At 70.3% G+C, this 12212-nt stretch carries 11 protein-coding genes; all 11 read right to left on the bottom strand.

The annotated features are described in order from the left end of the window. Nucleotides 1-4: 4 nt before the first annotated feature. Genes A37U_RS0131100 through A37U_RS0131050 form a run of 11 tightly spaced genes read right to left on the bottom strand, consistent with a single transcriptional unit; the run spans nucleotide 5 to nucleotide 12190 of the window. The gene (locus A37U_RS0131100) at nucleotides 5-1663 is read right to left on the bottom strand and encodes an AMP-binding protein (RefSeq protein WP_020500587.1); all 1659 of its coding nucleotides are present in this window, start codon (nucleotides 1661-1663) and stop codon (nucleotides 5-7) included. After that, nucleotides 1660-2721 carry an acyl-CoA dehydrogenase family protein gene (locus tag A37U_RS0131095; RefSeq protein ID WP_020500586.1) on the bottom strand — a complete coding sequence of 354 codons (1062 nt, stop codon included), beginning with the start codon at nucleotides 2719-2721 and terminating at the stop codon, nucleotides 1660-1662. Before A37U_RS0131095 ends, A37U_RS0131100 begins: the two co-directional genes overlap by 4 nt. After that, the gene (locus A37U_RS0131090) at nucleotides 2718-3494 is read right to left on the bottom strand and encodes an enoyl-CoA hydratase-related protein (RefSeq protein WP_020500585.1); all 777 of its coding nucleotides are present in this window, start codon (nucleotides 3492-3494) and stop codon (nucleotides 2718-2720) included. Before A37U_RS0131090 ends, A37U_RS0131095 begins: the two co-directional genes overlap by 4 nt. Nucleotide 3495: 1 nt before the next feature. Further along, the gene (locus A37U_RS0131085; RefSeq protein WP_020500584.1) at nucleotides 3496-4383 is read right to left on the bottom strand and encodes a 3-hydroxyacyl-CoA dehydrogenase family protein; all 888 of its coding nucleotides are present in this window, start codon (nucleotides 4381-4383) and stop codon (nucleotides 3496-3498) included. A 9-nt stretch (nucleotides 4384-4392) separates the two neighbouring features. Further along, nucleotides 4393-5271 carry a 3-hydroxyacyl-CoA dehydrogenase family protein gene (locus tag A37U_RS0131080; RefSeq protein WP_020500583.1) on the bottom strand — a complete coding sequence of 293 codons (879 nt, stop codon included), beginning with the start codon at nucleotides 5269-5271 and terminating at the stop codon, nucleotides 4393-4395. 19 nt (nucleotides 5272-5290) lie between these two features. Then, nucleotides 5291-6043, bottom strand: a complete 753-nt coding sequence (locus A37U_RS0131075) for an SDR family NAD(P)-dependent oxidoreductase (RefSeq protein ID WP_020500582.1) — start codon at nucleotides 6041-6043, stop codon at nucleotides 5291-5293. Beyond that, nucleotides 6040-7263 (bottom strand): acyl-CoA dehydrogenase family protein, encoded by a 1224-nt coding sequence (locus tag A37U_RS0131070; RefSeq protein ID WP_020500581.1) that lies wholly within the window; start codon nucleotides 7261-7263, stop codon nucleotides 6040-6042. The genes A37U_RS0131075 and A37U_RS0131070 overlap by 4 nt, the downstream gene beginning before the upstream one ends. Continuing rightward, nucleotides 7260-8051 carry an enoyl-CoA hydratase/isomerase family protein gene (locus A37U_RS0131065; protein ID WP_020500580.1) on the bottom strand — a complete coding sequence of 264 codons (792 nt, stop codon included), beginning with the start codon at nucleotides 8049-8051 and terminating at the stop codon, nucleotides 7260-7262. The genes A37U_RS0131070 and A37U_RS0131065 overlap by 4 nt, the downstream gene beginning before the upstream one ends. Then, nucleotides 8048-9280, bottom strand: a complete 1233-nt coding sequence (locus A37U_RS46260) for a CaiB/BaiF CoA transferase family protein (protein ID WP_020500579.1) — start codon at nucleotides 9278-9280, stop codon at nucleotides 8048-8050. Before A37U_RS46260 ends, A37U_RS0131065 begins: the two co-directional genes overlap by 4 nt. A gap of 2 nt (nucleotides 9281-9282) precedes the next feature. Then, the gene (locus A37U_RS0131055) at nucleotides 9283-10686 is read right to left on the bottom strand and encodes an amidase (protein WP_020500578.1); all 1404 of its coding nucleotides are present in this window, start codon (nucleotides 10684-10686) and stop codon (nucleotides 9283-9285) included. Further along, nucleotides 10679-12190, bottom strand: coding sequence for an amidohydrolase (locus A37U_RS0131050; protein WP_240437727.1), 1512 nt, complete (start codon nucleotides 12188-12190; stop codon nucleotides 10679-10681). Before A37U_RS0131050 ends, A37U_RS0131055 begins: the two co-directional genes overlap by 8 nt. Nucleotides 12191-12212: the final 22 nt, after the last annotated feature.

The raw sequence follows: 12212 nt of genomic DNA, 5'->3' as shown, positions 1-12212 counted from the left end.
CGGGTCAGCCGAACATCTCGCGCAGTTTGAACTTCTGAACCTTGCCGCTAGCGGTCATCGGCAGCTCGCGAAGGCTGACCACCCGCTCCGGAAGATAGTGCTTGGAAAGGCCCCTGGAGAGCAGGAACCGGCCGAGCGCCTCGACGGTAGGGTCCGCGTGACCGGCCTTGACGACCAGCACCGCGCAGGCACGTTCGCCGAGCCGCTCGTCCGGTATGCCGACCACGGCCGCGTTGAGCACATCGGGATGCTCAAAGATAGCCGATTCGACCTCGGTGACCGGGATGTTCTCACCGCCGCGGATGATGATGTCCTTGGTGCGGCCGCGCAGGGTGAGCCAGCCGTGTTCGCCCAGGCTTGCCCGGTCACCGGTGCGGAACCACAGGCCGGGCAGGTAGCACTCCCCGGTCGCATCGGGGCGGTCGTAATAGCCATAGGCCACGCCGGGACCGCGCATCAGCAGGTCACCGGTGTGTCCGGCGGGCAGGTCCGCGCCCACGGCGTCCACCACCCGGACCCGTGAGCCCGGGAGGATCGCGCCATCGGTGCGCTGAATGGCTTCGGGTTCGTGCGGGGTGGCCGAGCTCATGATGCTGCACTCGGTGAGTCCCCACGCCGGGCAGATGTAGGCACCGAGCGCTTCCTGGGCCTTGGCGGGCAGGGTGCGCGGCACCGGTGCCCCGGCGATCACCAGGCAGCGCAACGGGCAGTCCGGGGAGAGTCCGGTGCGGATCAGATCCTGGAGAAACGCCGGGGCGCCGAAGAACGCGGTGCAGCGCTCATCGCGGATGATCCGGGTTCCGGTCTCCGGTTCCCACCGGTCCAGGTGCACGGCGGTACCCGCGAGCAGCACGGTGAGCAGGATGCCGAAGGCGAATCCGGTGTGGTGCCCTGCGGGGGAGGCGACCAGTTGCACCATCGGATCGCCGAGGGTGGCCGGACCGAGATGTTCGGCGAGCCCGCGAATCGCGTAGCCGAGTGTGTCGTGGCTGTGCATGGCCCCTTTCGGTTCGCCGGTGGTGCCCGAGGTGAAACCGAGGTAGCAGATCCGGGCCGGGTCCGGCTCCGGGAACCCGTGGTCAGGCGCACCGGCATGCGCGCACCACAGCGATTCTCCCTCGCGCAGCCCGGTTTCGTCCTCGTCGAGGATCAGCACGTGTTCGAGGGTGGGGATCCGGGCGCGCAGTGTCCTGGAGAGTTCGAGATGCTCGGTTGCGCGCCAGCGGCGTGGGATCACCAACACCTTGGCCTTGCTCCGGCGCAGAATCGCCGCCGCCTGTTGTTCGCCGTAGCTCACCGGGATTCCGGCGTAGATCGCGCCGAGCTCGTTGATACCGAACACCAGCTCGGCGTATTCCACGCGGTTCGGCAGCATCAGGACGACCGCGTCACCGATGCCCACCCCGAGGGCGGCGAGCACGTTCGCGGCGTGGTGGGCCGCGCGGTAGAATTCCCGGTAGGTGCGGCTGATCCGCTCCCCGCCGCCGCGGCCGATCAGGGCGGTGCGGTCCGGATGCGCGGTTGCCGCCTCGGTGAGCAGGGACCGGAGCGACCGGCCCGCCCACCAGCCCGTGGCACGCCAGGCTGCGGCGGTTTCCTCCCCGACCGGCGTGTACTGCCCGCCGAGGATCGCGCTGAGGCTTCGGTTGGCCGGGTCGGTCATGGGGATTTCCTCCGGATGGACGTGGCCTCGGCGGTGAGGCCGAGCAGGGTTCGGGCGGCGGTGCGCGCGGCACCCTCGGTGTCCGCGGCCGCGCGCAGTGAGACCGCGTCGCGCAACCGCCGCTCGGCCCCGTATTCGGTGAGGTAGCCGTATCCACCGTGGGACTGCAGTGCGGCAGCGGCGGCCTCGACCGCGTCGTCGCAGGCCTGCCGGGCGATGGTGAGCGTCTGCACCGGATCGTCCGCGGCGGCGAACGCGGCAGCCAGTGGCACCGTGGCCCGGGCGGCCTGGTCGAGCAGGGAGAGCCGCACCGTCGGGATCGCGGTGAGCGCCGCGCCGAACTGGTGGCGCTGCGCGGCGTAGTCCGCGGCCGCGGCCGTCGCCGCTCCGGCGATCCCGGTGGCCACCGCGGCAGCGCCGAGCCGTAACCGGGTCCGCGCGGCCCGGACGTCCACCCCGGTCAGTTCGCGCTGCCGGTCCGCAGCGGCTTCGACGCGCAGCGCACGGGTGAGTGCCCCGCCGAATCCGGTGCGGCGCACGGGTTTCGGGGTCAGTGCCGCCTTGTCGACGAGGACCGCGGTGTCCACCCCGGTGAGCAGCAGCAGATGCGGGTCCGCGCACGCGGTGTCGACCCGGTCCACGGTCCCGGTCAGTGTCGTCCCGCGCCGGGCGAGGTGCACGTGTGCCGCGGCGGCATCGACCACGGCGACGGCCGCGGTGCCCGCGTGGAGTTCGGCACGCAGCGCGGTGCACCGCTCGTCTCCGGCGAACAGTTCCACCGCCGCGTGTGCCTGCGCCGAAGCCCAGCCGAGGGCGGGCCAGGCCCGGCCGAGCCGTTCCATGGCGAGTGCCGTCAGGCCACGGCCGGCCCCACCACCTTCGGCCGTGCCGAGGGTCCAGACACCGAGCCGGGCGAGCTCGGTGACCAGTTCGGCGATCGTTGCGGGATCGTCCTCGAGCGGGTGATCGTGCGCGGCGATAAACTCGTCCAGCATGTCCCGCAGATCGCGGTGCTCTCCTTCGAGTGTGGGTCCGTACCACCGCGTGGGTGGGTTCATGACCAGAAACTCTCGTCCTCGGGGACCCGGCGCGCACCGAACGCGGCACTGACCTCGTGTGCCTCACGGGTCCGCAGGTAGAGGCTCAGCTGCTGATCGTGGGCCATTCGTGCCTGACCGGAAACCCCGTTGTGCCGGGCGGAAAAGGCGCCTTTCATGCCGCCGATCGCCAGCGGGCTGCGGGAGCTGATCTCCCGGGCCACCTCCGCTGCCCGCGCCCGCAGCCCCGCGGCCGGGATGACCTCGTTGACCAGTCCCATTTCCAGGGCCTGCGCGGCGGAGTACTTCTTGTTCAAGTACCACATCTCCTTGGCGCGTTTGCGCCCGATGGTGTCCTCGAGATACCAGCTGCCGTATCCGGCGTCGAAGCTGCCGACCATCGGGCCGACCTGCCGGAACACCGCGTGTTCTGCGGCGATGCTCAGGTCGCACACGTTCTGCAGCACGTTCCCGCCGCCGACCGCGAACCCGTTCACGGCGGCGATCACCGGCTTCGGAATGGTGTCGATGGCCTGGTACACGTCGACGATGGGCAGCACCTGCGACTGATCGAGCGAGGTCGCCGGTTCGTGTTCGCCGCCGATACAGAAGAATTTCTCGCCCGCGCCGGTCAGCACCGCGGCACGCAGTTCCGGATCGAGCCGGAATCGTTGCAGCGCATCGAAGAGCTCGAGACAGGTGCGGTGGCGGAATTTGTTGCCCGCCTGGGCGCGGTCGATGGTGATGGTGTGCACCGGGCCCTCGGTGTCGATGCGGATGTCCTCGTAGTCCATGTCAGTCGTCCTCCCGGGAGTGGCAGCGGTTGTGAAAGCCGTGTCCGGTCTTGTCGCCGAGCCGTCCTGCCGCGACCAGCTGGCGCAGCAGCGGCGGCGGGGCATAGGCGGGATCCAGGGTTGCCGTGTAGGCCGCGGTGGTGGCGTGCAGGTGGACGTCGAGCCCGATCATGTCCAGCATCCGCAGCGGTCCGATCTTGTGACCGAGGCCGAGTTCGATGGCCAGGTCGATGTCCGCCGCGGTGGCCAGTTCCTCGTCGTAGGCCTGGACGACGTCGTTGAGGTAGGGCATCAGCAGGGCGTTGACCAGGAAACCGGGACGGTCCTTGACGACCGCCGCGTTCTTGCCCGCCAGCGTCCCGACCAGTGCCACCAGCCGGTCGATGAGCGCCTGCTCGGTCTGCAGGGCGCGCACCACTTCCACGGTCCGCATCAGTGGGGCCGGGTTGAAGAAATGCAGGCCCGCGACGCGTTCCGGGTTCGGCAGCGCCGCTGCGAGCTCGGTGACCGACAGCGCCGAGGTGTTGCTCAGGATGGGAGTGTGTTCCGTTACCACCGCCGCGACCCTGGCCAGCAACGCCTGTTTCGTTCCGGGGTCCTCGGTGACGGCCTCGAGGACGGCGTCCACGCAGCCGAGCTCGGCCACCGAGGTGGTGCCGGCGATCCGGCCGAGCACGGCGCTTTTCTCGTCGGCCGTCGTCTTTCCGCGCGCGATACCCTCCTCGAGGAAAGCGGACACCGCGGCGAATCCGCTTTCGAGGCGTTCGGATCCGGTTTCGAGCACGAGCACCGAACGGCCGGATGCGGCGAACACCTGCGCGATGCCCGCGCCCATGGTGCCGAAACCGAGCAGGCCGATCCGCGGGAAGTCGGGGACTGGTTCGTTCATTGGGACTCCTCAGGATCCGAAAAGGCGGGTGTCGTCGTACTCGTAGAAACCGCGGCCGGTCTTGCGGCCGAGGTCGCCCGCGCTGACCATCCGGTCGACCATCGGCGGCGGGAAGAACCGCGGATCGCGCAGCTGCTCGTACAGCCGGGTGGCGACCTGCTGGTGGATGTCCATGCCCACGATGTCGAGCAGCCGGAACGGTCCCATCGGCTGGCCGAGCGCCCCGGGCACCGCTGCGTCGATCGCTTCCTTGCTGCCCAGTCCCGATTCCAGTGCACGGATACAGGAGTTCTCCCACGGGATGAGGAAGCGGTTGACAATGAAACCGGGGCGATCCTCGGTCACCACGGCCGTCTTGGCGAGCGAGGCGAGGAATTCGGCGGTGCTCCGGTGAGCCCATCCGGCGGTGTGCCTGCCGTCGGCGAGCTCGACCAGTTTCATCAGCGGCGCGGGATTGCAGTAGTGGGTGCCCACGACCCGCTCCGGATATCGTGAGCCGGACGCGATCCCGGTGACCGAGAGCGTGGATGTGTTGGTGTGCAACAGGGCCGACTCGGCGATGATCCCGTCGAGGCGGCCGAACAACTCCGTTTTCACCGCGAGGTCCTCGACGACCGCCTCGATGAGCACCGTGCACGGGCCGAGTTCGGCCAGCTCGGTGGTGCCGCTGAGCGCCTCCTTGGCGGCCCGGCCGTCGTCCGCGTCCAGCTTGCCGAGCCGGACGCTCTTGTCGAAAAACCCATGCACGGTCCCGATTCCGCGCCGCAGGTTGTGCTCGTCGATGTCGAAGAGGATCGTCCGGTACCCGGCGCGCGCGGTCACCGTGGCGATCCCCGCGCCCATCGTGCCCGCGCCGAGGACGGCGACGGTGTGGTTCTCGTTGTTCATCAGAACTCCTGGATCGGTTTCAGCGGACGCTCTGGCCGCCGTCGATGACGATGGTCTCGCCGGTCATGAAGTCTGATGCGCTGCCGGACAACAACAGCAGCCAGGACTCCAGCTCATCCGGTTCGCCCATCCGCCGGGCGGGAATGGCCCGGGTGACCTTGGCCAGTGCTTCCGGGTCCGCGCGCAGTTCCGCATTGAGCGCGGTGGCGAAATAGCCCGGGGCCAGCGCGTTGACCTGGATACCGTGTCGGGCCCATTCGACGGCCATCGAGCGGGTGAACGCGATCACCCCAGCCTTGGACGCGGAGTAGGCCGCGTGCCCGGCGACGCCCTGGAGGGCGAAGTTGGAGGCGATATTGACGACCTTGCCCGAGCGCTGCGCGATCAGGTGTCCGCCCACCGCCTTGGTCGCCAGGTAGGTGCCGCGCAGATTGGTGGCGATGACCCGGTCCCACTCCGCGGCGGACTGGTCCACGAGCGGACCGCTCGCCACGATGCCGGAATTGTTGACCAGCACGTCGATCCGGCCGAATTCCGCGATGGTGGCCTCGACCATTCGGGACGCCGCGGACTCGTCGGTGACGTCGGCCGGCACCGCCAGCGCCCGGCCGCCGGATGCCGTCGTCTGCTCGACGAAACTGTCGAGCTCGCCTCCGGTGCGGGCGGCCACGGTCACCGCGGCCCCGGCACCGGCGAGCGCCCGCGCCATCGATCGGCCCAGTCCGCGGCCCGCGCCGGTGACGATCGCGACCTTGCCTTCCAGTGTTGTCATAGTGGTTTCTCCATCGCGCGGGTGGTTTCACGGCCGATCAGCAGCCGCTGGATTTCGTTGGTTCCGTCGTAGATCTGGGTGACCTTGGCGTCGCGCAGACAGCGTTCGACCCCGAGACAGGCGAGATCGCCGTGCGGGCCGAGGATGCGGGTGGCCTCGACCGCAGCCTGGAAGCCCAGATCGGTGCAGGACTGCTTCATCACGCCGACCACACCGGGGGTGACGGGTTCGGCGTTGTCGAGCTGCCTGGCCACCGCGTGCAGCAGCAACCTGCCCTGGAGGATCCGCCCGCGCAGTCCGGCGAGGGCGAAGGAGTGCTCCTCCGGAAGCCGGGTGCCGTGCAGCCGGGTCAGTGCGGCGAGGGTGCGCGCGTAGGCCGCGCGGGCGAGGCCGACACCCTGTGCCGCGGCGCTGATCCGGGATTTCACCACCGAACCCAGCACGATCGGCCAGCCACCGCCCGGTTCGCCGAGGAGATTCGCCCGCGGCACGAGGACCCGGTCGAAGAACAGCTCGGCGGTGCTCGAACCGTGCATCCCCAGCTTCCGGAACGGGTGGCCACGGCGAACCCCGTCCCAGCCACCCTCCACGACGAACGCGGTGATGCCGTCTCTGCCGAGTTTCCGGTCCACCGTGGCGAAGCAGACGAGCACATCGGCGCGGTCACCGCTGGTGATGAAGGTCTTCTGGCCGTGCAGCCGCCAGCCGTGACCGGTCGCGGTGGCGGTGGTGGTCAGCGCCGAGACATCGGAACCCGCCTCCGGCTCGGTGATGGCCAGCGAGCCGTAGCACGATCCGTCCAGCAGACCGGGGATGTAGCGCCGTGCGAGCTCCTCGTCCCCGGCGAGCAGAATCGGGTAACCGGCGTGCATCTGGGTCATGAAGATCAGGCTGGTCGCCGCACAGCCCGCGGTGATCTCCTCCATCGCGAGGGCATAGGCGCGATGCGTATCGCCGGTGCCGCCGAGCCGTTCCGGGAAGAGCAGCCCGCACAGTCCGGCCGCGGCCAGGGCCCGCACACCGTCCGCGGCGAACTCGCCGGTCGCATCGAGGCCCGCGGCACGGGGCACGACCTCGTGGGCCACGAGCTTCCTGGTCTTCGCGCGAACCGCGCGTTCCCTGGCGGTCAGCGCGGCATCCGCGGCGGGTTCGTCGAGCAGCCCGTGCAGTGCCAGATAGGCGTCCGGCTCGGTGTCGATCTCGAGTGGTTCGGTGCTCATCGCGGCTCCTCCGGATCGGCGAACCGAGCGGGGCGGCGATCGAGGAAAGCGCTGACGCCCTCGGTCGATTCCGCGCCGGCCACGGCCGTGGCCGCCAGCCCGGTCTCCACGGCCAGTCCGGTGTCCAGCGGGGCATCGCGGCCGGAATCGATCGCCGCCAGGATCGCCCGGACCGCACGCGGGCCTTGTGCGGCGATCGTCTCGGCGATGCCGGTTGCGGCGGGCAGCAGTTCCTCCGGGGGCACCGGTGGCAGGGGAGCCAACCCCAGTGCGTAGGCCCGCTCCGCGTCCATCCGGGCTCCGGTGAGCATCAGGTGCGTGGCCACCCGACTGCCGACGGCGCTCGGTAGTCGCTGGGTTCCGCCGTATCCCGGGATCAGGCCGAGGCCGGACTCGGGAAGCCCGAGCGAGGCCCGGGTGGACAACAGCGGAAAGGTCGCGGCGAGCACCAGTTCGAATCCGCCGCCGAGCGCGATCCCGTTGACCGCGGCGATGATCGGCACCGGTGCCCGTTCCAGGGCACGGAAAACTCGCTGTCCCGAACGCATCGCCGGGTAGGCCCGATCCGGGCCCATCCCGGCCAGTTCCTTCAGGTCCGCGCCCGCGCAGAAGGCCTTCTCTCCGCTGCCGGTGAGCACGACCGCCCGTACGACCGGATCGGCGGCCGCCTCGGTCACCGCGGCCTGCAGGGCGTCCAGTACCTCGGCGTTGAGCGCGTTGAGCGCCGCGGGGCGATCGATGGTCACCGTGGTCACCGAGCCACACCGTTCGGTTCGCACCGCGTTCATGAGGCGGCCTCCGCATCGTGCGCGGGTGCCGTCTCGGCGACCGCGCCCGCCGAGACGAGCGCGGTGATCTCCTCCTCGGGGTAGCCGAGCCCGCGCAGCGTCTCCCGGGTGTCGGCGCCGAGTTCGGGGAACCGGCCATTGCGCGGTTCCGTCGAGGCGAGCCGGAACGGGCTGCGCACGGTCACCAGCTCACCCGCGGAACCGGGCACCGGCAGCAGCGCGCCCCGTGCCACGACCTGCGGATCCCGCAGGACCTCGGAGAGCGGTTGCACCAGTGCGGAGGGCACCTCGGCATCGGCGAGGACATCGAGCCATTCGGCGGCCGGGCGGACCGCGAGCCGATCGGCGACGGCTGTGATGATCCGGGCGCGATGGTCGCGGCGGCCCGCGTTGTCCGCGAGCGCGGGATCGGCGGCGAGTTCCGGAAGGTCGAGCGCGGCACAGAATCGCTGCCACATCGCGTCGTTTCCGATCGCGACCACGATGCTGCGGTCGGCGGCCTGGAACGGCTGATAGACCGCGAGTACCGAGTCGGTTCCGCCGCTGGGCTCCGGTTCCGGTTCCCCCGCCCGGTAGGCGGCGATCCGGGGAGCCATCAGCGCGAGATCGGTGTCGAGCAAGGACACGTCGATGAGTTCGCCCGCACCGGTGCGTGACTGGCGCACCGCAGCGGCACTGATCGCGATCGTCGCGCACATTCCGCTCACCACATCGGAGAGCGCGGTGGAGACCCGCTGCGGACTGCGCCCCGCCTCTCCGGTGACCGACATCAGTCCGGAGCGTGCCTGGGCGATGAGGTCGTAGCCGGGCAGTTCGCTGTGCGGCCCGTCGAGACCGAAACCCGACATGGCGCAGTAGATCAGCCGGGGATTGCGTGTCCGCAGTGTCTCGCCGTCGATCCCCAGCCGGGCCAGTTTCGCCGGATTCATGTTCTGCAGAAAGACATCGGCGGTGTCCAGCAGGCGCAGCAGCACCTCGCGCCCGCGACTGGAGCGCAGATCGAGCACCACCGACTTCTTGTTGCGGTTCGCCGAGGCGAACCAGGCGGAGGTGCCGTCCACGAACGGCGGTCCCCAACCGCGGGTGTCGTCGCCACGGCCCGGTCGTTCGACCTTGACCACCGTCGCGCCCAGATCGGCGAGGTACATCGCCGCGGTCGGACCGGCGTACGAGGTGGTCAGATCCACGACCAGGAGCCCGCGCAGGGGTCCTTCGTTCTCGCTGTGCACGGTTAGCGCCCTCCTTGGCGTTGGTTCCTGGGTTCCAGCAGCCCGGCGAGCCGGAGCAGCCAGCGGTCCTCCCCGGGACCGGCGATCAGCTGCACCCCGGCGGGCAGGGGATGACCGGTGGTCACCGGGACACTGACGGCCGGAAAACCGGTACAGTTGGACGCGGCGGTGAACCGGTCGCCGATCTCCGGCCAGGGCAGTGTTCGTCCGCCGGGCACCGAAGGCGCGCCGATCTCGGGTGCGGTGACTCCCACGGTCGGGGTGGCGATGGCATCCACCCGGCGCAGCGCGGCGAGTTGTTCACCCGCGATACGCAGCCGCTGCCGGTTCGCCAGTTCAACCTCGTGCCCGCCGAGGTGGGATCCGGCGGCGACCGTGGCCAGCACGCGGGGATCGGGTGCGGGATCCGCGCACACCGCTGCGGCCAGCGATCGTGCCGCCTCGGCGGCGAGCACGAGGTAGTTCGCCGCGGCCGAAGTCGTTGCGGTGACCGGTAATCCGAGTTCGACGAGCTCCACGGGAGCGGAGCGGAGCCGGTCGAGGCACCGGGTGGCGACGGCGGGATCGGCCTGTTCGGCCCAGTCGACGGGCCAGCCGATGCGGACTCGTCGCCGGAGGCCGGGACCGGGCGGACGCAGGTCGGACACGGCGTCGAGGACGGTCGCGGCGCGGGAGGCCGTCGCGGTGAGCACACCGAGGTGGTCCAGCGTCGGGGCCAGCGGCACGCAGCCGGGCATCGGGACCGCGCCGAACGTCGGTTTCAGGCCGAGAACACCGCAGAACGCCGCGGGGATGCGCACCGATCCGCCGGTGTCGGTACCGAGGGCGAAGTCCACCATGCCGGAGGCGACGGCCACCGCCGAACCCGAGGACGAGCCGCCCGCGATCCGGACCGGGTCGTGCGGATTGCGCGTGGTGCGGCGATGCGGATTCCCGTCGAGGGCGAGCGCGAGCTCGGTCATCGAGCATCCGGCCACCGGCACCGCTCCGGCCCGCCGGAGTGCGGCCACGACCGCGGCGTCGGTGCTGGCCCTGGCGAGCTCCACCCCGCGCCCGGCATTCGTCGGGTGCCCGGCCACATCGATGTTCTCCTTGACACCGAAGGGGATTCCTGCGAGTGGGCCGGCTGCGGCCCGCGGCGTCCAGTCCGTCCACACGAAGGCACCGAGACCCGGATCGGTTCGCCGGAAGGTTTCCGCGCGTTCGGCGAACCCGGTGGTCATCCGGTCCGCGGGCGGTTCCGGTAGTGCGGGCAGCTCGCGCCCACCGGTCGTGCGCCCGCGCAGTTCGGCGAGTGGATCCGGAACGTGGCGGGGCGGATTCCGCGCGATCAGCTCCGCACCTTCCCGGAGCAGGTCGAGCTCGGCCCGCGCGGCCTCGTCGAGCGGCAAGGTGCGGCTACTCATGGGGCGCCGACCAGACGGTCTCGCCGCCGATCACGGTGTGCCGCACCGGAATCGTGGACAGTTCCCGGGGATCCGCGGTGAGCGGATCGGCGCCGAGCACGACGTAGTCGGCGAGATAACCCGGCGCCAGCCTGCCCTTGTACCGCTGCTCGCCGGCCACCATTGCCGAACCGACCGTGTACACCCACAGCGCTTCGGCTGCGCTGATCCGCTGCGCGGGCCCGAGAACGGTGCCATCGGCGGACTCGCGGGTCACCATGCTCTGCAGCGCCAGCAGTGGTTCGTACGGGCTGACGCTGTAGTCCGAGGCGCCGCCGACCGGGATCCCCTCGTCGAGTAGCCAGCGATGGGCGAACATCCGCTGCAGCCGCTCGGCTCCGTACCAGTCGAGCAGTTTCGGTCCATGCGCCGCGACGAAGCAGCCGAACGGGACCGCGGCGAGCCCGGCCCGGCTGATCCGCTCCAATGCCTGCTCGGTGAGGACCGAACAGTGCTCGATCCGGTGCGGTTGCGCGGGTCCCGGGGCGCCATCACGGTTGGTCTCGATCACGTCGAGCAGCTGCCGGATCGCCCGGTCACCGTTGGCGTGCACGGCGAGGACACTGCCCGCCCGGTGTACGCGAGCGAACAGGGCGGCCAGCTCCTCGGGTGGCGTGACCTGGATGCCGTGGTCCTCGGTGCCCTCGAAGGGTTCCTCGAGCAAACAGCCGCGCCCCGCGACCGCTCCGTCCACGAATGCCTTGAAACCGCCGACGCGCAGCCATTCGTCGCCGAAACCGGTGCCGATCCCGTTGTCCAGGAAGCCATCGGTGTAGGTGGCGTCGATGAGCGCGGTCACCCGGAGGCTCAGCCTTCCTTGCCTGCGTACCTGTGCGTAGAGCCCGAGCTGTTCGGGACTGACCAGGGCGTCGCCGATCGAGGTGATCCCGGCGGCGTGGTATTTCCGGCTGAGTACCTCGACTCCACGGACGCGTTCGGCGGTCGAGGGCAGTTCGACGACCGGTTCGTCGCTCCAGGCAAGCCGGAACAGTTCGAGTTCGGCGACGATTCCGTCGCCCTCGGCCGGATGGCCCGCGAGGTGCAGTGCGGGCGAGTTGAGCACACCCCAGTGATCGGAGACCTGGGTGACCAGAATGGGATGCCGGGTGCTGACGCGGTCCAGGTCGGCCCTGGTGATCCCGGGCCCACCGCCGCGGGTGTCATCGTAGCGATAGGCCCGCACCCAGCGCCCGGGTGGTGTATCCGCGCACCGTTCGGCGAGTCCGTCGAGCAAGGCCCGTGCGTCGGTGAAGCGCTCCTCGCCAGCGTCCAGCTGATCGAGGGTCGCACTGAGGTCGATCAGATGCTGGTGCGCGTCGTTGAACCCGGGAACCACGGTCGCCGGGCCGTAGTCCACCGGTTCGGCCTGCGGAAACCGCTCGCGTAGTTCGGCGAGCGGCCCGGTGGCGACGATCCGGTCCCCGAGCAGGGCCATCGCCTGCACCCGCGGCGCGGATTCGCTCATCGTTCTGATGGTCGCCGCGGTG

The organism is Sciscionella marina DSM 45152, from assembly GCF_000379465.1.
Classification (GTDB): Bacteria; Actinomycetota; Actinomycetes; order Mycobacteriales; family Pseudonocardiaceae; genus Sciscionella; species Sciscionella marina.
This window is presented reverse-complemented; position numbering and strand designations above follow the sequence as displayed.